Consider the following 19,675-nt stretch of genomic DNA (forward strand, 5'->3'; position numbering starts at 1 on the left):
CGCCGGAGAACTCCGGCGGGATTCCCGGCATGCTCAATTCCTGTTTCCAGAAAGATCGCGCCGCACGCTCAGCGGTGTTATGTCGGTCCATACGCGCTCGATGTGCGCCAGGCAGGAAGCCTTGTCCCCTTCGACGCCGACACCGCTCCAACCTGCGGGAACGTCGCGCTCCTTGGGCCAGATCGAGTACTGTTCCTCGTCGTTGACCACGACCTGGAAGGACGGTGTTCCCTCGTTTTCCTGCTCTTCCTGAAAAGCCATTCTGTTCACCTCCGAGGTGTGGAGCATAGCCACTCGCGGTTCGGTGGTCGAGCCCCTTGTGATTCCCTCTTGCCCGCGCGTCTGGCAACGTAGTAGCTTTTCACCGAACGTGCCGCACCGAAACATTGACGCGCTCTTTCGGCGCGGTCCCAGGTCCTCTCCCGGAGGTTTTCTGCTGTGGTGGACGGAGCCGGGCAAAACCTGTCCGATGCCGGAAGGGAACTCCTCAGAAAGCGCCTCGCCGCCCGCCCGGCGGCGACCCCGGACTCCTTACCCGAGCCGGCCGACGAGGCGGTTCCGCTGGCCCCGGCCCAGCACCGGCTGTGGTTCATCGACCGGCTCACCAAGGGCAGCCTGGCGTACAACGTCTCGGCCGCCTACCGCCTCCAGGGCCCCCTGGACGTTCCCGCACTGGAGCGGGCCCTGACGTACGTCCTGGACCGGCACGAGGTGCTGCGTACCGAGGTGACCGTCACCGAGGAGGGCGAACCCCGACTGCGGACGGCGTTCCGCGCGGAGGACATCCGGCCGACAGTGCACGAGGTGACGGAGGCCCAGGACCCGGCGGCAGAGGCGCACCGACTCGCCGAGCAGTACTCCGACACGTCGTTCGACCTGGAGCGCGGGCCGCTGCTGCGGCTGTGGCTGGCGAAGCTGGCGGAGGAGGACCATGTGCTGGGCCTCGCCGTCCACCACATCCTCTTCGACCGCGACTCGCTCGACATCCTCAGCCGCGAGGTCTCGGCCGCCTACCGCGCCTTCACGACCGGCGCCGAACCGGGCCTCGCGCCGCCGGCCGCGCAGTACGCGGACTTCGCGCGGGAGCAGGCGCGTACGGCCCGGTCGGCGGACCTGGACCGGCGGGCCGAGGTGTGGCGGGAGCGGCTGCGGGGCGTCCCGCCGGTGCTGGAGCTGCCCGCCGACCACGAACGGCCCGGGCAGCCCAGCTACCGCGCCGGACAGGCGCTGGTGCGGGTGCCCTCCGGCGTCTGCGGAAAACTTCGCGCGCTCAGCAGTGAGCGCGGCACCACGCCCTTCGTCGTCTTCCTCGCCGCGTTCCACGGGCTGCTGGGCCGGCTGGCCGCACAGGAAGCGGTGGTTGTCGGCTGTCCGTTCAACGGCCGCAGCCAGGTCGCACAGGAGGGGCTGATCGGTTTCTTCGTCAACTCCCTGCCCATCCCGGGCGATCTGCGCGACGACCCTCCGTTCACCGATCTCGTCGACCGCGTACGAGAACAGGTCCTGGCCGCCTACGACGACCAGCACGTCCCCTTCGACCGCATCGTCAAGGCCGTCGATCCGCCGCGTGACATGAGCCGCAATCCGCTCGTGCAGGTGTGGTTCGATCTGGCGGACGGCGGCCCCGGTGGCACCGCGCCCCCGCTGGCCCTGCCAGGGGTGACCGTCTCCTACTTCACCGAGGGCCGCGCCCGCACCCGCTTCGACGCCGAACTGCACCTGGGCACGGCACCGGACGGCGCCGTCACCGGGCGGCTGCTGTACGCACGGGACCTTTTCGAGCAGAAGACCGCCGAGTCGTTCTGCGGCTACTACACACACTTCCTTCAAGCCGTCGCGGCGCAGCCCGGCACGCGGGTGTCACAGGTCCCCATCCTGTCGCCGGACCAGTTGAGCGGTCTGCTCGAGAGCTGGGCGGTGGCCGGCGAATGAGGTACACAGAAGAGGAGCGAGCGTGAAACCGACGCACGGCACAGCATCCGCGGTGCACGACCTGGTCGGGGTCGGCTTCGGGCCGGCCAATCTGGCGCTCGCCGTCGCGCTGGAGGAGTACGAGGGGACGAAGCCGACCGCGCTGTTCCTGGAGAAGCGCCCGGGACCGGCCTGGCATCCCGGGATGCTGCTCGAGGACGCCACGATGCAGGTCAGCTTTCTCAAGGACCTGGCGACCATCCGCAACCCCCGCAGCAGCTTCAGCTTCCTGTCGTATCTGCACGACAGGGGGCGGCTGGTCGACTTCGTCAACCACAAGGAGTTCTTCCCCTCCCGGGTCGAGTTCCACGACTACCTGGAGTGGGCAGCCGCCCGGGTGGCCCACCAGGTGCGCTACGGCACCGAGGTGGTGGGGGTCCATCCGGTCACCGAGCACCAGACCGTGACCGCCTTCGACCTCGTCGCCCGCCGCGCCGACGGCACCGAACACACCACGCGCACCCGCAACATCGTCATCGGCACCGGGCTGGTGCCGCGCCTGCCGACGGGTGTGACCTCCTCGGAACGGGTCTGGCACAGCGCGGAGTTGCTGCCCCGGCTGGCGGAGCTCGGGAAGCGGACCGTCGGCACCTTCGCGGTCGTGGGCGCTGGACAGAGCGCCGCCGAGGTCACGGCCCATCTGCACAGCCGCTTCCCGGAAAGCCGCATCCACGCCCTGCTGCCCCGCTACGGGTACAGCCCCTCCGACGATTCGCCCTTCGCCAACCGCGTCTTCGACCCCGTCGCGGTCGACCACTTCTACGACGCCGTGCCCGCCGTGCGAGAGCGTTTCTACGAGCAGCACAGCAACACCAACTACGCCGTCGTCGATCTCGACCTGATCAACGAGCTGTACCGGCGCTCCTACCAGGAGTCGGTACGCGGCGGGCGTCGGCTGCACTTCGAGCCGATGTGCCGCGTGGTGGCCGCCGACTCCGGCCCCGACCAGGTGCGCCTGCACATCGACCGGCTGCTGGAGGACACCAGGGACCAACTGCAGGCCGACATCGCGGTGTTCGCCACCGGCTACCACCCCATGGACCCCGCAGCGGTGCTGGGCCCGGCCGCCGACCTGTGCAAACGCGACAGCGCGGGCCGGCTGCGGGTCAGCCGCGAGTACCGGGTGGAGACCTCGGCCGATGTCACGGCGGGCATCTACCTCCAAGGCGGCGTCGAGCACACCCACGGCATCTCCGCCTCGCTGCTGTCGAACGTCGCCGTCCGTGCCGGCGAGATCCTCACGTCGATCGCCACCGGCCCCCGCGCCGCCCGCTGACCAGGAGCCAGTCACCATGTACGTACCCGCCGACTACCGCCCGACAGACCCCTGCTGGGCCCGCGACGCCGTGCGCAGCCAGGGCCTGGCCCTGCTCGTCACCGACGGCCCGCAGCAGCAGGAGCCGCTGGCAACGCACTGTCCCGTCATTCCCTGGGGGGACACCCTGCGGACCGGCACCGGCGAGACCGGGCTGGTCGGCGCGGTCCTGGCCGGGCATCTCAACCGCCGCAATCCGCACTGGGCGGCGCTGCGCGAAGGACAGCGGGCGCTGCTGGTCTTCTTCGGCCCCAACTCCTACATCAGCCCCACCCACTACGGCGTCAGCCCGGCGGCGCCCACCTGGAACTTCGTCTCCGTCCATGTGCACGGCACCATCCATCCGCTGGAGCGCGGGGAACCGACCCTGGAGGTGATCCGCACCACGGTCCGGACGTACGAGGAACACCTGGGCACCGGCTGGGACATGACCGAATCCCTCCCGTACTTCGAGCAGATCGTGCCCGCAGTCGGCGCCTTCACCTTCCACGTCACCCAGGCGGAGGGCATGTTCAAGCTGAGCCAGGAGAAGCCGGACCCGATCCGGGAGCGGGTCGGCTCGGCACTCGCCGACAGCACGGAGGCGGGCGCCCGGCAGGTGGCGGCCACGATGCGCAGGTACGGCTGAACCCGTGGCCCAGGCTCCCGGATTTCTGCCGTACTGGACCGGCCGGCAGCACAGCGCCGAGTCGACCGTCTTCTGCTTGCCGCATGCCGGTGGGGGTGCCTCCGCCTACCACCACTGGGTGGGCGCCGACCCCGCGCTGGACGTGCAGCCCGTTCAGCTCCCGGGCCGTGAGGACCTGATCGGGACGGCGCCCGTACCCGATGCCGCCCGCCTCGTGTCGCTGCTCGGACCGCAGATCGCCGACGTCTCGTCCGGGCGCACCGTGCTGTTCGGCCACAGCATGGGTGCGGTCCTCGCCGCGGAGCTGACCGCCTGGCTCCATCGCCAGGGCGCGCACGTGCCCGCGCTCCTTGTCGTCTCCTCGCGGCGCGGCGGACCCTGTCACCGGCCGACGGCGGAACAGCTCACCGCGACCAGCAGCGACGAGGAGATCGTCGCCGGCCTGCTGCGGATGGGCGGCACTCTCCGGGAAGTCCTCGACGATCCGCAACTCCGCGCCCTGCTCCTCCCGACGGTGCGCAACGACCTGCTGCTCCTCGACCGCTACCGGCGCGGATACGGCGACCGGGAGCTGCCCGTTCCACTGCTGGTCTGCGCCGGGCGGGAGGACACCGTCACGGCCGACGAACTCGGCGACTGGTCCACGCACACCGCGCGGGAGTGCCAGGTGCGTACGTTCCCGGGCGGCCACTTCTACCTCCGCCACCAGCGGCGTGCCCTCTTCCGGGCCGTCCGTGAGGCGCTCGGAACAACCGGCCTGCCGTCCTCTGCCCCACCCCGAAAGGAGCACCATGCCGCAGACGCCGCAGACGCCGCCCCGTGACGGCGCTTCGCGCGACGCGGAGGAGACCTGCCGCATCCTCCTCACGCTCATGCGGGAGGAGTTGGACGACGAGTCCGTCACGGAGGACGACGATTTCTACGCCGTCGGCGGCGACTCGCTCATCGCCGTACGGATCGTCGCGCGGGCCAACGAACGCGGCGTCGGCATCCGGCTGCTGGACCTGCTCATGCACCCCTCGGCGCGGGAACTGGCCGCCAACGCGGGCGAGTCGGCAGCTGATGAGCCGGCCGGTGCCGCCGAGCCGTCCCCCTCCGGGCTGCCCGGCCACGGCGACTCCCCGGAAGCTCCGGGGACTCCCGCCCGGCGCCCGGCCTCGGCCCTCCAGATCGGACTGGTCTACCAGTGCGAGATGAGCGAGGACCCCGGCCTGTACAACGACCTCATCGGCGTACGCGTACGCGGTCCCTTCGACGAGGCCCGCTTCCGTACGGCGCTGACCGCGCTGCTGGCCCGGCACCCGGCGCTTCGCAGCTCCTTCGACCTGGCGGCCGATCCCGAACCGGTGCAGCTGGTGCATCCGGACCCGGCTCTGCCGCTGGAGGTCGAGTATCCCACTCCCCCACAGACCGGCACCGGCGCGGCGGACGCCGCCTGCGCCGCCGCGGCCGAAGCCTGGCGGGCCCGGCAGCTCGGCACGGCCTTCGACTGGGAGACCCCTCCGCTGTTCCGCTGTCACGTCGCAGCCGCTGCCTCGGCGGCCGAGGGGTTCCGGCTCACCGTCGCCATGCACCACGCCCTGATGGACGGCTGGAGCTTCGCGACCGTCGTCACCGACCTGATCCGGCTCTACGACGCCGCCGTCACCGGCACCGACCCCGCACTGCCGATGCCGCCTCCGGGCGCGCACGAGCTGTTCGTCGCGGCGGAACGGGAAGCTGCCTCCTCGGCCGAAGCGGCGCGCTTTTGGCAGCAGCACGCCGAAGGCCCTCAGGTGCTGCCGGACCGGGCCCGGGACACGCCGCCGGGCGATTCCTCGGCCCGCCTGAGCCTGCCGTTCGACGACGCCCTGAGCGCCGGGCTGCGGAGCGCGGCCGCGCAGGCGGCCACGCCGCTCAAGAGCCTGCTGCTGGCCGTCCACTGCTGGGCACTGGCCCACTGGTCAGGGCACCCGGACGGCATGGTCACCGGTGTGGTGCTCAACGGCCGCCCCGAGCAGCAGGGTGCCGAGCTGTCGGTCGGGCTGTTCCTCAACACGGTGCCGCTCCGGCTGCCGACCGCCGCCGGGACCTGGACGGAACGCGCCCGGGCCGCACGGGACGCGGAGATCGCGGCGACCGGCTACCGCCACTACCCGCTGGCCCGGATCGAGGAGCAGGTGGGCCGCCCGCCCTTCGACGTCGCGTTCAACTTCACCGACTTCCGCGTCTACCAGCAGCTGGAAGGGCTGGGTTCGCTGCAGGTGGACGAGTGGTACCACGCCGACAAGGCGAGCCACCCCGTCTCCTTGGACTACACCCTCGACTTCCCCGGCTTCGGCACCGGCCTGCTCGCCTCCTACGACCAGCAGGCGGTGCCCGAGCACCGGCTCCGCGAACTCGTCGGCCTGGTGGCTGAGGGCCTGCGCTCCGCCGCGGCAGAGCCGTCCGGCCGGCCACCCGCCCGGGAGACGACCCGGGCAGCGACGACGGCGAGCAGCTCCCGGTGAGTGGCTCTGCCGCTCCCCTGGCCGTCGTCTACGACCACGGCTCCGCCTCCGCCGGTGAACTGGCGGTAGGACTCTCCCCGCTGGCCCCACTCGTCTTCCTGGTGCGCCCCTCCCCGCACAGCGCCCGCACCGAAGGCGTCCTCGCCCAGTGCGGACGGACGCTGCGGATGACGGGAGACCCACAGTCCGACGCCCGGGCCCTGGCGGCGGAACGCCCCAGGGCGATCCTCACCTTCGCGGAGAGCGAGCTGCGCACCACCGCTGACCTCGCCGCGCGGCTCGGGCTGCCGTTCCACTCCAGGACGACGGCGGCGGCACTCACCGACAAGGCGGAACAGCGCGCGCTGCTGCGCCGCGCCGGGCTGGGCCAGGCACGCAGCCACCAGGTGTTCGACGAGGCCGCATGGTTCGCGGCGCTGGACGACCTGGGGCTGCCCGCGGTCGTCAAACCGGCCCGGGGCCAGGGCAGTGCGGCGGTGCGCACGGTGACAGACCGCGCGGAGGCGGCGCAGCTGGCGGCGGCGCTGCTCCCCTCCGCTCCGCACGGCTGGGTCGTCGAGGAGTACCTGGCGGGCCGGCCCAGCCTGCCGCACGGCGACTACGTCTCGGTGGAGACCGCCACGACGGCTGCGGGGACGGTGCCGCTGGCCGTGACCGGCAAGCACCCGCTGGTCCACCCGTTCCGCGAGACGGGCCAGTTCTGGCCCGCCGCGCTGTCGGAGGGAGAGCGCAGCGCGGCGTGCGAGCTGGCTGTCGCCGCCGTCACAGCGCTCGGCGTCACCACCGGGATCTGTCACACCGAGATCAAGCTCACCCCGGCCGGGCCGCGGGTGATCGAGGTCAACGGCCGGCTCGGCGGCCACCTCAACGAACTCTCGCGCCGGGCCTGCGGCGTGGATCTCGTCGGCTGGGCGGGCCGGATCGCCCTCGGCCAGGAACTGCCGGGGCCCCTGCCGACAACAGCCGAGGTGCACTTCCAGTACAACTCTCTCGCCCCAGTCGAGCCGTGCACCCTCCGCGCCCTGCACGGTGCCAAGGAGGCCCGCGCAGTGCCCGGCGTCCACGGCCACCGCCCCTACGTACGACCCGGCGGCAGGCTGCCGGGCGGTATCGGTACCACCCATCTCGATCTGCTGTGGGGCGCCGCCGCCGACCACGACGCCATGGTGCGCACTGTCCACGCCGCGCTCTCCTGCCTCTCCCACGAGTTCGGCTTCGACAACGGCAGCGTCCACACCATCCACCCCCGTCTCACCCCTCCCCACCCGGCCCCTCTGCGCGGACCGGCCCGGCCCGGCTGACCGCTACCTCGGAGCTTCCGGCACCGGTACGGCCGCCCCCACACGGTCACGGCCCCACACACGGCCGGGCTCCACACGTTCAGGGCGCATTGTTCTCACACGGTGTTCACCTGAACACGGAGCGCAATACACGACCCCGCTCGGTTTGCGCCACATCCTGTCAGGCGCTTCTGGGCTGAAGGGGGCCTCGCTTGATGGGTGTTGATCGTTTCTGGTTATGCTGCTTCAGCCTCGGCATGACGGAGTCTCACTGAGTTCCCCCGGCAACGTCTTGTCCTGCTGCGGGGTCCCGGACCGGTTGGGGTGAGCCCGCACGGAGGGCCGGAGGAGGACTTGTTGCTCCCCACATCGCCTCTTTGCTCAGTCTGTCGAACGATTTGAGGACGCTGATGATGCGCACGGGATCATCTCCCGGAGGTCAACGGTCCGCCCCGCCGTGGGGGTGGTGGCTCCCCGCACTTGCCATGGCCGTCGTCACGGTTGTCGCGGCCGTCCAGGTCCCCGCGGATGCGCGCGCTGCGGTCATCGGGTGCGGAGTCCTCGGCACGGTCGCCGTAGCTCTCACCGTGGCCGAACTGCTGCGGCGGGGACGCGCGTTGGCGACGTTGCAGGCCGAGTACGCGGAGCACCAGGAGACACTCCAGCGTCACCTGCGCCAGCAGGAGGCCGCCACCGTGCAGTTGGCCAAAGAGCGGCTGCCCGAGGCGGTGGAGCGGCTGCGCCGGGGCGAGTTCGCCGAGGACGTGGTGCGCTCCCTGGCATCCGACGGCCCGGAGCCCGGGCTCGGGACCGAGTTCGAGGCGGCCCACCACGAGCTGCTGCGCTCCGTGGTGGAGGCGGTGCGGGCCGAGGAGTCCCTCCGCGATTCCGCGCAGCGCGGTGTCGTCAACATCGCCCGCCGCGTCCAGGCCGTGGTGCACCGCCAGGCCACCGACCTGCGGGAGATGGAGGAACGGCACGGCGGGAGCGGGGAGTTCTTCGCCGATCTGCTGCGGCTGGACCACAGCAACGCCCTGATCAGCCGACTCGCCGACACCATCGCTGTGCTCGGCGGGGCCCGGCCCGGCCGGCAGTGGAGCCAGCCCGTCCCGCTCTACAGCGTGCTCCGCGGCGCCATGTCACGGATCGCCGACTATCAGCGGGTCTCGCTGCACTCGGTCGCGGAGGTCGCCGTGGTCGGCCGTGCCGTGGAGCCGCTGATCCACGCGCTCGCGGAACTGCTGGACAACGCCACCTCCTACTCGCCGCCGCAGACCCGGGTCCACCTGACCGCGAGCGAAGTGCACGCGGGCATCGCCATCGAGATCGAGGACGGCGGCTTCGGGCTGAGCGAGGAGGCGCGGGCGCGGGCCGAGCACATGCTCAAGACCGCTCGTGAGGGCATCGACCTCAACGACCTCGGCGAAGCGCCGCGCCTCGGCCTGACCGTGGTGGGGCGCCTGTCGCAGGAGTACGACTTCCAGGTGTCGCTGGCGCCTTCCTCGTACGGGGGCGTGCGCGCGGTCCTCGTGGTCCCCCACGAACTGATCAGCACCGCGCCCGCGAGCGGGCGCGCCCACGGAATCGGCGCCGCGTCCGGGCAGCGTCCATCGGACCGGCCCACCCCGTCCGCGCCGTCGGCCAGGAAGCTCGCACCGTCGACCTCCAGCCTCGGGGAGCAGGAGCGGATGGATGAGGAGACTCCGGAGGTCGCCGAGCGTACGGCCAGCGGCCTGCCGCAACGCCGTAGCCGCCGCGGCCGGTCCGGCACCCGCCCGGTGGGCAGCACTCCCGCGCCGGAGCAGGCCGAACGGGAAACGGCGGAACCGGAGAGCCCCGCGCCCGGGATGTGGATGGGTGCGTTTCAGGAAGGTCTGTCCGGCAAGCGCTCGGCAACGGCTGCCGCCCAGGAACACAGCGACACGTCGTCGAATGAAGGTGAGTAAGCGATGGTTCGGCAGCCCGACATGGACTGGATGCTCAAGGACTTGGCGGACAGCGTCCCGCAGACTCGCCATGTCGTTCTTCTGTCGTCGGACGGTCTGTGCATGGCCCAGTGTCCGCCGGACAGGGACACGTCCGACCGGTTGGCGGCGATCGGAGCAGGTCTCCAGAGCCTGGCGGGGGCGGCGGCCAAGGAGTTCCCCCACAGCAGCGGACGTATGCGGATGGTCGTCATCGAACTCGACGGCGGCTTCCTGCACTTGATGGCCGCGGGGGAGGGAGCTCACCTGATCGTGCTGGTCGACGAGGGGGTCGACATGGGCCTGGTGGGGCAGCAGATGCGGGACCTCGTCGTCCGGATCGGCGCCCACCTCACCAGCCCGCCACGTGGCGACCGGCTGGCGCGATGACGCCCGACGCGGAGTGGGACGAGGGCAGCCCGGAGCGGCTGTACGTCCTTACAGGCGGCCGCAGCGGGGCGGAGGAGACCGGTCTGGACCTGGTCACGTTAATCGTGGCCCGCACCGCGCCACGGATCGGTATGCAGCCGGAGCACGAGTCCATCCTGCGGGTGTGCGAGTCCCCGCTGTCCGTTGTGGAGATCTCGGCACATCTGCAACTCCCGGTGAGCATCGTCACCGTACTGCTCGCGGATCTCCTGGCCGAGGAGCGCGTGGAAGCCAGAGCACCGGCGACCCCGTCTCTTCCCGACATCGACATCATTAAGGCAGTGATCCATGGTCTCCAGAACCTTTGAGACGGTGGCGGGACCTCGGAGCGAGGACGCGCTGCCGTCGTCGGCCATGTCCGCGGTCAAGATCGTCATCGTGGGCGGATTCGGCGTCGGAAAGACGACCCTCGTCCGCTCGGTGAGCGAGATCCGGCCGCTGACGACCGAGGAGACGATGACGCAGGCCAGTGTCAGCGTCGACGATCTGGCAGGCGTCGAACGCAAGACGATGACGACCGTGGCCATGGACTTCGGCCGCATCAGCCTCAACGACGAGCTGGTCCTCTACGTCTTCGGCACGCCCGGCCAGCAGCGCTTCTGGTTCCTGTGGAACGGCCTGTTCGAGGGCGCGCTGGGCGCGGTGGTACTCGTCGACACCCGGCGGCTGGAGGCGAGCTTCGACGTGCTGGGCCGGCTGGAGGAATCACAGACGCCCTTCGTGGTGGCCGTCAACGCGTTCGACGAGGCGCCGTCCTACTCCGACGAGGAGCTGCGCGAGGCGCTGGACCTGCCCGACGAGGTGCCGCTCCTGGTGTGCGACGCCCGGAGCCGGGAGTCCAGCAAGGACGTCCTGCTGTCGCTGATGCGGTATCTGTATTCCCTCGCCATGACTTCGGAGGCGACGTGACCCCGCAACCGCCCACCCCCTCCCACGAGCCATGGGAGCCGCAGGCACCCTCCTCGCGGCCGGAGCCCGGCGGGATGCCGGGCGCCTCTGCCGCCCCGCCGCCCGGCTGTCCCGCGCACGCCGGCGGTCTCGACAGCGGCATCGCCGGAATGCGTCGTCTCTTCGGCCCCGAAGCCGACGCGGACCCCATGGCCCTGTACGAGAAGCTGCGTGCCGAGCACGGCCCGGTGGCCCCGGTGCAGCTGCCGGGTGACGTATGGGCCTGGCTGGTGCTCGGCCACCGGGAGAACCTCGAAGTGTTGCGCACGCCTTCGCTGTTCTCCCGGGACTCGCGCTACTGGCACGCCATGCGGGAGGGCCGGATCGGGCCGGATCATCCGCTGGCACCGGTGACCATGTGGCAGCCGCTGTGCGTGTTCGCGGACGGTATGGAGCACCGGCGGCTGCGCCAGGCGCTCACCGACAGCCTGTCCAGCTTCGAGTCGCGCGGCATCCGCCGCTACGTCATCCGCTTCACGCACCAGCTCATCGACGAGTTCCAGGACGCCGGACAGGCCGATCTGGTCGAGCAGTTCGCCGACCAGCTTCCGATGCGCGTCATCACGAAGCTGTTCGGCATGGAGGAGGAGTACGGGCCCAAGCTGGTCGAGGCGGCCAAGGACTTGATCCAGGGCACCGAGACCGCGGTCGAGAGCAACAACTTCATCACCGAGACCCTGCAGCGGCTGGTGGACCGCAAGCGGGCCTCCCCGGCACACGACGTGGGCTCCAAACTGATCGAGCATCCGGCCCGGCTGACCGACGACGAGGTGCGGGAGCATTTGCGGCTGACAATGGTCGCGGCCAACGAGACGACGGTCAATCTGATCTCCAACACGCTGCGGATGCTGCTCACCGACCGCCGGTTCCGGGCGACCCTGGCCGGTGGCCACACGACCCTGCCCGACGCGCTGGAACAGGTGCTGTGGGACGAGCCGCCGCAGACGACGACGATTGGCCGCTGGGCCACCGGGGACACCCAGCTCGCCGGACGGCAGATCAAGGCCGGCGACTTGTTGGTCCTCGGGCTGGCCGCGGGGAATGTCGACCCGGCCGTCCGGCCCGATCTGTCGGTCCCCTTGCACGGCAATCGCTCTCATCTGGCCTTCGCCGCCGGCCCGCACGAGTGTCCGGGCCGGGATCTGGGCCGGGCCATCGCGGACACCGGCCTCGACACGCTGCTCTCCCGGCTGCCGGACCTCCGACTGGCCGTCCCGGAAGAGGAATTGCGCCGTGACAACGCCTTGATGTCCCGGCGGCTGGTGTCGCTGCCCACGTCGTTCACCCCGCCCCGCCGGGCGGGGCGGCGGAGTACGGGCGAGACCGGCTCGCCGGTCAGGCAGCCGCTGCCGCCACCGGTTCCCGAGCCGTCCCGGGCCATCCCGCCCCAGGGCCGGCCATCGGCGCCGTACGGGGGGACCGGGACGGTTCCGGAGCCCTCTCCGGCGCGGAAGCCGGCCCGCAGATCCAGGTGGGCGGCCGTAAAACGTTGGATTCAGGGCCGCCGGTAGGGATATCCGGATCTTTCTGATTTCCAGGCGAGGTGCCAGCTTTTGTACGCCGGGAGGCCGTGGAGCGGCGATGCGCGACTCGTCCCGGTCTCGTACGGGATCGCCACGGCTTTCGTGTGGATATGCCAAGCGGGCGCCACAGGGAATCTTGTGGCGCGAATAGCCACTTGTTGCGATGGATACATATGAGCCGTAGAGGGTCCAGTGCGTCAACCACTCCCTGCCGGTTATCGACCCGCCCCACCGGGCGGGTCGTGGCATGAGCGCTTGTCGTCCACCCGGCTTCGCACCGTGCACCGGCGCGCCGTCGGCGGACCTTCTCGAGTGTTCTGGCACAAAAGCGGCGTGGCCGCAGGACGACTGAGGTGATCGACAGTGGAGCACGGGGTGCTGGTCCCGCCCGTCTATTCTCCGATTCCCCCCGCGATTCATTCCCGGCACGAACTGATCAACCAGCAGACCGCCGACTGGGCGCGGAGCTTCGGCATCGGCTCGCGTGAACTCCGCGAGAAATTGATCGGTCACGAAATCGGCACCTTCGCTGCTCGCATCCTGCCGGACGGTGACGAGGAAGTCGTCTCGCTCCTCGCCGACTTCATCCTGTGGCTCTTCGGGGTCGACGACGGCCACTGCGAAGAGGGAAAGCTTGGCACCGATCCCAAGGAACTCGTCCCCGAACTCTCCCGGTTGCTGCGTATAGCGCAGAACCCGGAAGTGGCCATGCTCACCGAAGACTCCCTGGCCGCCGGCCTGAGGGATCTGCGTCACCGGATGGACCAGCATGCGACACCGGGGCAATTGGCCCGCTGGGTGGATGCGCTGCGGGAGTATTTCCTGTCGGTGGTGTGGGAGGCGTCGCACCGCAGCAAGGGCACCGTCCCCGACCTCAACGACTACACCTTGATGCGGCTGTACGACGGCGCCACGTCCGTCGTCATGCCACTGCTGGAAATGGGCTACGGCTACGAACTCCAGCCGAATGAGCGGGACAGCACCTCCGTACGGGCCGCCGCTGAGATGGCCTACTTCATCATCACCTGGGACAACGACCTCTTCTCCCACCACAAGGAATCCCGTGGGCACCAGTACTACCTCAACGTACTACGCGTCCTGGAACACCATCACGGGCTGAGTCCGGCCGACGCCCTCGACACCGCGGTCGCCCAACGCGACCGTGTCATGTGCTTGTTCCTCCGGCTTCGTGCCCATCTCACCGCCTCCGGCAGCCCTCAATTGCGGCAGTATCTGGAAAGCCTCACCTGCTTCATCCGGGGCGCGCAGGACTGGGGCATCTCCTCGCACCGGTACACCACTCCGGAGGACCCCGCCGATCTGCCCACCACCTTCCGGGACACCCCCACAGACGACAGCACCGAGCCACTCGACATCCCGGCCGTCGCCTGGTGGTGGGATGTCGTACCCGAGAATTCGGCTCCCGTCCTCCCGCAGCGCGGACAGAACCGGGCCGGTGACACGGCGCTCGGGGTTCCTCACCTCCCTACCACGAACCGCGTGGCGGCGGCCGGACGCCGACGCCGTACGTGTGCCTGAGCAACGGCAGTCATGAGGGTCATGAAGAGGAGCTTCCTGTGAGCACAGCGTTGCACGCGATACCCCGGGCCCCCGGCAGACTGCCGCTGGTCGGCCATGTCATCCCCCTCCTGCGCCGACCGCTCGACTTCGTGCAGTCCGTGCGGTCGGCCGGTGATCTGGTCCGGGTGGATTTCGGCACCCTCCCGGTCTACTTCGTCAACAGCGCCGACCTCACCCACGAGCTTCTCGTCACCAAGGCCCGGCACATGGAGAAGGGCAGGTTCTTCACCCGGGCCCGTATCCTCATCGGAGACTCGCTTCCGACCGCCCCCTCGCACATCCACCGGCCGCACCGCCGGCTGATGCAGCCCGCCTTCCACCGCGAACGGATCGCCGAGTACGCCCGGGTGATGGCCGACCGGGCCCGGGCCATGGCCGACGCCTGGACCCCTGGCCAGACCGTCGCCCTCGACGAAGAACTCGCCAGGTTCTCGGTCAGCACCCTGGCCGAAACCGTGTTCTCCACAGACATCAGCCGCCCCGCCGTGGAGGGCGTACTCAGGGATGTTCCGGTCCTGCTGAAGACCGCGATGTTCCGTACTGTGACGCCGAGGCTGCTGGACCGGCTGCCGATCCCGGCCAACCGGAAGTTCGACAAGGCGGCCGTCCGACTGCGCAAGGTCATCGACGATGTCATCGCCGCATACCGGGAGCACGACGACCCCGAGGTCAACGACCTGCTGTCCACCCTGCTCGCCGCCCGCGACAGCGACACGGGCGAGGCCCTCAGCGACCGCGAGGTGCGCGACGAACTGGTCGCCATCCTGTTCGCCGGCACAGAGACCACCGCCTCGACCCTCGCCTGGGCCTTCCACGAACTTGCCGCCCACCCCGAGGTCGAGGACCGCCTTCTCGACGAGTTCCGGTCCGTCGTCGGTGACCGTCCCGTCACCTCCCAGGACGTGCCCAAGCTGGAGTACACCGACCGCGTGGTGCGGGAGGTCTCCCGTTTGCATGCGGTCCCGCTGCTGATGCGCCGGGTCGCCACTCCGGTGCAACTCGGCGGCACCGACCTGCCGGTCGGTACGGAGATCGCCTTCAGCCTCTACGCCCTGCACCGCGACCCCCGGCTCTACGAGAGCCCGGAGCGGTTCGACCCGGACCGCTGGCTGCCGGAGCGCAGCCAGGACCGGCCGCGGGAAAGCTACATCCCGTTCGGTTCGGGCAACCGCAAGTGCATCGGGGACGGCTTCGCCTGGATGGAGATCGTCATCGCGCTGGCCACCGTCCTGTCCCGGTGGCGGCTGGAGCCTGTCCCGGGCCACTCAGTGCGGGAGGTGGCCTCGGCGGTGGCACACCCGGACCGACTCCCGATGCGGGCAGTGCCACGGACGGCAGCGGGCTGACCCGCTGCCTCCGGCGCCCGCGGCACCGCTGCGGGACGGCGCGCCCGGGCCGCCCCGCGCCCCGGGCGCTGTTTCCCACGCTCGGGAGGGAAGTGCTGCCCACGCGGAGTCGCTAGCCGAAGTACCGGTCGAAGTTCTTTGAGAACTCCCAGTTGTTGAAGCGGTCCCAGTTGATCGACCACGTCATCAGGCCGCGCAGGGCGGGTCGGGTGCCGTGGGGCTGGTACGAGCCGCAGTTGGTGCCCTTGGTCAGGCAGTCCAGGGCCTTGTTGACCTCGCTGGACGGGACGTGTCCGTTGCCCGCCTGCGTGGTGGCGGGCATGCCGACGGCAACCTTCTCCGGGGGCAGGGCCGGGAAGACGTTGCCGGTGTCGCCCTGGACGGGGAAGCCGGTGAGCAGCATGTCGGTCATGGCGATGTGGAAGTCGGCGCTGCCCATCTGGTGGTACTGGTCGTCGAGACCCATGATCGGTCCCGAGTTGTAGTCCTGGACGTGGAGCAGCGTCAGGTCGTCGCGCAGGGCGTGGATGACCGGCAGATACGCGCCCGCGCGCGGATCGCCGCCCGACTGGCCCGGTCCGTAACGCTGGTAGCCGAGCTGCACGAAGAACGTCTCCGGGGCCATGGTGAGGGTGAAGTCCTGGCCGTACTTCGCCTTGAGGGACTTGACGGCGGAGATCAGGTTGACGACGACCGGCGTCGTGGGGTTCTTGAAGTCGGTGTCGCCCGCGTCCAGGGAAAGCGAGTGCCCCTCGAAGTCGATGTCGAGGCCGTCGAGACCGTACTCGTCGATGATGGCCGAGACGGAGGAGACGAACCTGTCGCGGGCCTCGGCGGTTGTCAGTCGCACCTGGCCGTTCTGGCCGCCGATGGAGAGCAGCACCTTCTTGCCCTGCGCCTGCTTGGCCTTGACGGCGGCCTTGAACTCGTCTTTGGTCTCGACGTTCGGGCACTCCGTCTTCGGGCAGAGCTCGAAGCGGATGTCGCCGGACGTCGCCGAGGTCGGCTCGCCGAAGGCGAGATCGATGATGTCCCAGCTGTCCGGGACGTCCGCGAGGCGCGTATAGCCGGAGCCGTTGGCGAAGCTGGAGTGCAGATAGCCGACCAGGGCGTGCTCCGGCAGGGCGGCCTCGGGTGTGGATTCGGTGGCGGACTCGGTGGACGTGTGAGCGGCGGGGGGCGCGCCGGACGCGGCGGCCGGCACCGCGAGCAGACCCGACGCCGCGAGAGCGAGCACCGTGATCGCAGTGCGCGGACGCGGTCTGCGCCGGCCGGAACGGGAGCGGGAGCGTGCCACAACTGCCTCCAGGGTGGGGGGCGATGGAGAGCGGGACACACTCAAGTTGGTCCAGACCAATAAGACTGTCAAGCCCCACTCCGCCTGAAACCGCGTTCCGCAAGGGCGACTTCATCTCCACGGGAGCGAAGCGGAAGACCTCCGCCTTCCGCAGCCGCTGCGGCCGACGGCTGCCCACGCCCGCCCCCACCCCGCGCCGGTAAGCGTCCGGCCACAGGTGTGCTCGCCGCATCTGAACGGCGAGCGCACTCCCGTGCGGTCGCGGACTTCGGCGTCACGCCTCCCGCACGCTGACGGCGCAGCGGTGATGGCGGGGCTCCGTCGTCTCGTCGACCAGCGCGATCGCCAAGTCCGCATACGTGATACGGCTGGTCCAGTCCCCGTGCTCGGCGAACCGGTAGCGGCCGACGCGTGGGCCGTCATGGTCGAAGTCACCGGCCGGGGCCACGTACACCCAGTCCAGGTCACTCGTGCGCAGCCCCTCAAGACCCGCCGCGTGGCCGAGAGAGAAGGGGCGGTACTCGTCCGGGAAGCCGGGTTCGTCCATCATCGGGGTGCCGGACGCCCCAGGCAGGACTGACGCGATGCCGACCGCGACCAGGCGGCCCACGCCCGCCTTCGCCAGGCCGGTGGTCAGCGCCTGGGCCGACGCCGTGAAGAACTCGTGCGGGGGCACGGACAGGTCTACGGCGGCACTGATGGCGGCTTCGTGCCCGGCAGCCGCACTCTCGACGCTCGCCGTGTCCGTGACGTCGCCCGCCACGACGCGCACGTCGCTCAGCTCTCTGTGGCGCGCAGGATCACGCACGACGGCGGTGACCTGGTGGCCACGCCCGTGCGCCTCGGCGACAGCCCGCCGCCCTGCCCGACCGCCCGCACCGAAGACCACGATGTTCATGACGCATCACCTCTCACCAGGGCCGGAGCCGTCCGCCCGGCCAGTGCCCGGACGCTATCGAGGGCCCCGGTTACCAGTGGGATACCGGCTATCGTGAGGTCATGAGGGATCCCCTGCCCGCCGATATGTTCGACGAGTTGTGCCCGTCGTCGCTCAACCCGATCCGGTTCGGCGACAAATGGGCGGCGCTGATCATCCGCTGCCTCGAAGACGGACCGCGTCGGTTCTCCGAACTGCGCGTGCCGCTGAGCCGCGTGACTCCCAAGGTCCTCACCCAGTCACTGCGGTCCCTCGAACGGGGCGGGCTGGTCGAACGCACCGTCTACGCCGAGACCGCCCCGCATGTCGAGTACGAACTGACTCCGCTGGGCCGCAGCATGCTCGAACCCATCGCGGTCGCATGCGCGTGGGCGGCGGAGCATTGGGACGAGCTGCTCGACGCCCGCGAGTCGTACGACAACACCACCCGCCTCGACCACGCCGGGTAACCTCGCGGGCCTGCGGTCCGTACTCGCACAGGTGCGCACCGTAGCGGCCAGGCCACTGTCCGTGCGGGCAAGCCGGATACACCACGTATCCGTTCCACTTTCCACCGTTATCCAGTCGCCGTAGCGGCCGTGAAGATTCTCTCTCCTGGCGCCGATCCCGCCCCCGCCGATTCCGGAAAGGCGGTGCTCCGCGTAGGCTCGCGACCTGGTGCCGAGGGAGCGCGCAGTGAAGCCCGCACCCGGTTTGCGTACCCGCATGGGAGCTGCACTTGCCAGCCCTGCGCCCTGGGGGCACCCCCTGCTCGAAGAGCTTGGGGAGGACCCGCAGCCCGCAGGTGTCCTACAGGGGCACCCCCTTTCCGGAACGACGGAGGGGCAGGCAGCAACATTGCCGCCCGCAGAAGCCGCACCGCCGCGGCCCAGCACCGAACGGGGAGACCCGCATGAGGAAGAGCAGGGGACTGACGGACGCCCACCCGAGCCAGGGCTCCGGCGACGCCGAGCCCGGCATACCGAACGCCGCGTCCCGGCCGAGCGGTCGCTTCCGGCAGCGTCGTAAGCGGCATGCCCTCGGTCTGGTGGCCGCCGTTCTGGCCGGTGGCACGACCGTCGGGACGCTGGTGGCAGCCAATGGTGCCGCTGCCACCACCACTGCCCACGCCCGCGTCGGCGCCTCGAAGGTGGTGTGCAAGTCCGACGACAGCGGCCTGGCGGATCGGCTGTCCCGTAAGGTGGCCCACGCGCTGCGCCAGCATCACAGCACGGCGGCGGTCGCCCTCTACGACCGTTCGTCCGACACCTCATGCACATACCGTGCGGGTACCGCGTACGACTCGGCGAGCGTGGTGAAGGCCACTCTTCTCGGTGCGCTGCTGCGGCAGGCCCAGGAGGACCACCGCAAGCTCACCCCGCGGGAGAAGAAGCTCGCCACCGCCATGATCACCAAGTCGGACAACGCCGCCACCAGCACCCTCTGGCGCGAGGTCGGACGCAGCGACGTGCAGCACTTCCTCGATCTGGCGGGCATGAAGCACACCGAGCCGGGCCGGCAGGGCTACTGGGGCCTCACCCAGGTCACAGCCAGTGACCAGGTGAAGTTGCTCAAGCTGCTCACCTCCCACAACCGGGTGCTGAACGCCAAGTCCCGCGGATACCAGCTCGGGCTGATGAACAAGGTCGTCCCCGACCAGCGCTGGGGGACCCCGGCCGGCGCCCCGAAGGATGCCGCAGTGCACATGAAGAACGGCTGGCTGTCGCGCGCTGCGCACGGCTGGCGCATCAACAGCATCGGCGCCTTCACCGGACACGGCCACGACTACGGAATCGCGGTGCTCTCCCAGGACAACAAGACGATGCGCGACGGCGTCGCCACGGTCGAGGCCGCCTCCCGCGCGATCCACCGCCAGCTGACCCGGTGATCCGGACCGGCCGCATCCGGCGGTCGCGTTATTCGGCCAAAGACCGCGCTCCCCGGCTAGCCTGCCCTTCCCCCCGTCGGTAGCGTCCTGGGACACCAGG

General features: G+C 70.2%; 18 protein-coding genes. 15 read left to right on the forward strand and 3 right to left on the reverse strand.

Going from position 1 to position 19,675, the window contains the following annotated elements; translation table 11 throughout:
* Positions 1-33: 33 nt before the first annotated feature.
* Complete coding sequence (locus ACTWQF_RS33495; protein ID WP_443283518.1) at positions 34-261, reverse strand: MbtH family protein; 228 nt, start codon at positions 259-261, stop codon at positions 34-36.
* 177 nt (positions 262-438) lie between these two features.
* On the opposite strand from ACTWQF_RS33495, the gene ACTWQF_RS33500 reads away from it, so the two are divergent.
* From ACTWQF_RS33500 to ACTWQF_RS33560, 13 genes are all read left to right on the forward strand, one after another.
* Complete coding sequence (locus ACTWQF_RS33500; protein WP_443283519.1) at positions 439-1,932, forward strand: condensation domain-containing protein; 1,494 nt, start codon at positions 439-441, stop codon at positions 1,930-1,932.
* Positions 1,933-1,954: 22 nt separating this feature from the next.
* On the forward strand, positions 1,955-3,247 hold the full coding sequence (locus ACTWQF_RS33505) for a lysine N(6)-hydroxylase/L-ornithine N(5)-oxygenase family protein (RefSeq protein WP_443283520.1): 1,293 nt from the start codon (positions 1,955-1,957) through the stop codon (positions 3,245-3,247).
* A 16-nt stretch (positions 3,248-3,263) separates the two neighbouring features.
* Positions 3,264-3,914 (forward strand): FMN-binding negative transcriptional regulator, encoded by a 651-nt coding sequence (locus ACTWQF_RS33510; RefSeq protein ID WP_443283521.1) that lies wholly within the window; start codon positions 3,264-3,266, stop codon positions 3,912-3,914.
* A 4-nt stretch (positions 3,915-3,918) separates the two neighbouring features.
* Positions 3,919-4,737 (forward strand): thioesterase II family protein, encoded by an 819-nt coding sequence (locus ACTWQF_RS33515; RefSeq protein ID WP_443283522.1) that lies wholly within the window; start codon positions 3,919-3,921, stop codon positions 4,735-4,737.
* Positions 4,706-6,403, forward strand: a complete 1,698-nt coding sequence (locus ACTWQF_RS33520) for a condensation domain-containing protein (RefSeq protein ID WP_443283523.1) — start codon at positions 4,706-4,708, stop codon at positions 6,401-6,403. The genes ACTWQF_RS33515 and ACTWQF_RS33520 overlap by 32 nt, the downstream gene beginning before the upstream one ends.
* Positions 6,400-7,704 (forward strand): ATP-grasp domain-containing protein, encoded by a 1,305-nt coding sequence (locus tag ACTWQF_RS33525; protein WP_443283524.1) that lies wholly within the window; start codon positions 6,400-6,402, stop codon positions 7,702-7,704. Before ACTWQF_RS33520 ends, ACTWQF_RS33525 begins: the two co-directional genes overlap by 4 nt.
* A 389-nt stretch (positions 7,705-8,093) precedes the next feature.
* Complete coding sequence (locus tag ACTWQF_RS33530) at positions 8,094-9,629, forward strand: ATP-binding protein (protein WP_443283525.1); 1,536 nt, start codon at positions 8,094-8,096, stop codon at positions 9,627-9,629.
* Between the two features lie 3 nt (positions 9,630-9,632).
* On the forward strand, positions 9,633-10,037 hold the full coding sequence (locus ACTWQF_RS33535; RefSeq protein WP_443283526.1) for a roadblock/LC7 domain-containing protein: 405 nt from the start codon (positions 9,633-9,635) through the stop codon (positions 10,035-10,037).
* Positions 10,034-10,384, forward strand: coding sequence for a DUF742 domain-containing protein (locus tag ACTWQF_RS33540; RefSeq protein WP_443283527.1), 351 nt, complete (start codon positions 10,034-10,036; stop codon positions 10,382-10,384). Before ACTWQF_RS33535 ends, ACTWQF_RS33540 begins: the two co-directional genes overlap by 4 nt.
* A complete protein-coding gene (locus ACTWQF_RS33545; RefSeq protein ID WP_443283528.1) occupies positions 10,365-10,985 on the forward strand; it encodes a GTP-binding protein in 621 nt (206 codons plus the stop codon). The genes ACTWQF_RS33540 and ACTWQF_RS33545 overlap by 20 nt, the downstream gene beginning before the upstream one ends.
* Positions 10,986-11,059: 74 nt before the next feature.
* Positions 11,060-12,535, forward strand: coding sequence for a cytochrome P450 (locus ACTWQF_RS33550; RefSeq protein WP_443283552.1), 1,476 nt, complete (start codon positions 11,060-11,062; stop codon positions 12,533-12,535).
* 375 nt (positions 12,536-12,910) lie between these two features.
* The gene (locus ACTWQF_RS33555; protein ID WP_443283529.1) at positions 12,911-14,086 is read left to right on the forward strand and encodes a selina-4(15),7(11)-diene synthase; all 1,176 of its coding nucleotides are present in this window, start codon (positions 12,911-12,913) and stop codon (positions 14,084-14,086) included.
* A 38-nt stretch (positions 14,087-14,124) separates the two neighbouring features.
* A complete protein-coding gene (locus tag ACTWQF_RS33560; RefSeq protein WP_443283530.1) occupies positions 14,125-15,474 on the forward strand; it encodes a cytochrome P450 in 1,350 nt (449 codons plus the stop codon).
* A 112-nt stretch (positions 15,475-15,586) separates the two neighbouring features.
* Here the strand turns inward: ACTWQF_RS33560 and ACTWQF_RS33565 are convergent, their stop codons facing one another.
* Both ACTWQF_RS33565 and ACTWQF_RS33570 read right to left on the reverse strand, forming a co-directional pair.
* Positions 15,587-16,771: a chitinase gene (locus tag ACTWQF_RS33565; protein ID WP_443283531.1), complete on the reverse strand. Its 1,185-nt coding sequence runs from the start codon at positions 16,769-16,771 to the stop codon at positions 15,587-15,589.
* Between the two features lie 274 nt (positions 16,772-17,045).
* Complete coding sequence (locus ACTWQF_RS33570) at positions 17,046-17,669, reverse strand: NAD(P)-dependent oxidoreductase (protein ID WP_443283532.1); 624 nt, start codon at positions 17,667-17,669, stop codon at positions 17,046-17,048.
* Between the two features lie 101 nt (positions 17,670-17,770).
* On the opposite strand from ACTWQF_RS33570, the gene ACTWQF_RS33575 reads away from it, so the two are divergent.
* Both ACTWQF_RS33575 and ACTWQF_RS33580 read left to right on the forward strand, forming a co-directional pair.
* Positions 17,771-18,157: a winged helix-turn-helix transcriptional regulator gene (locus tag ACTWQF_RS33575; protein ID WP_443283534.1), complete on the forward strand. Its 387-nt coding sequence runs from the start codon at positions 17,771-17,773 to the stop codon at positions 18,155-18,157.
* A gap of 443 nt (positions 18,158-18,600) precedes the next feature.
* Positions 18,601-19,575 (forward strand): serine hydrolase, encoded by a 975-nt coding sequence (locus ACTWQF_RS33580; RefSeq protein WP_443283535.1) that lies wholly within the window; start codon positions 18,601-18,603, stop codon positions 19,573-19,575.
* Positions 19,576-19,675 lie beyond the last annotated feature (100 nt).

This window comes from Streptomyces sp. 8N114, from assembly GCF_052245835.1.
Lineage (GTDB): Bacteria > Actinomycetota > Actinomycetes > Streptomycetales > Streptomycetaceae > Streptomyces.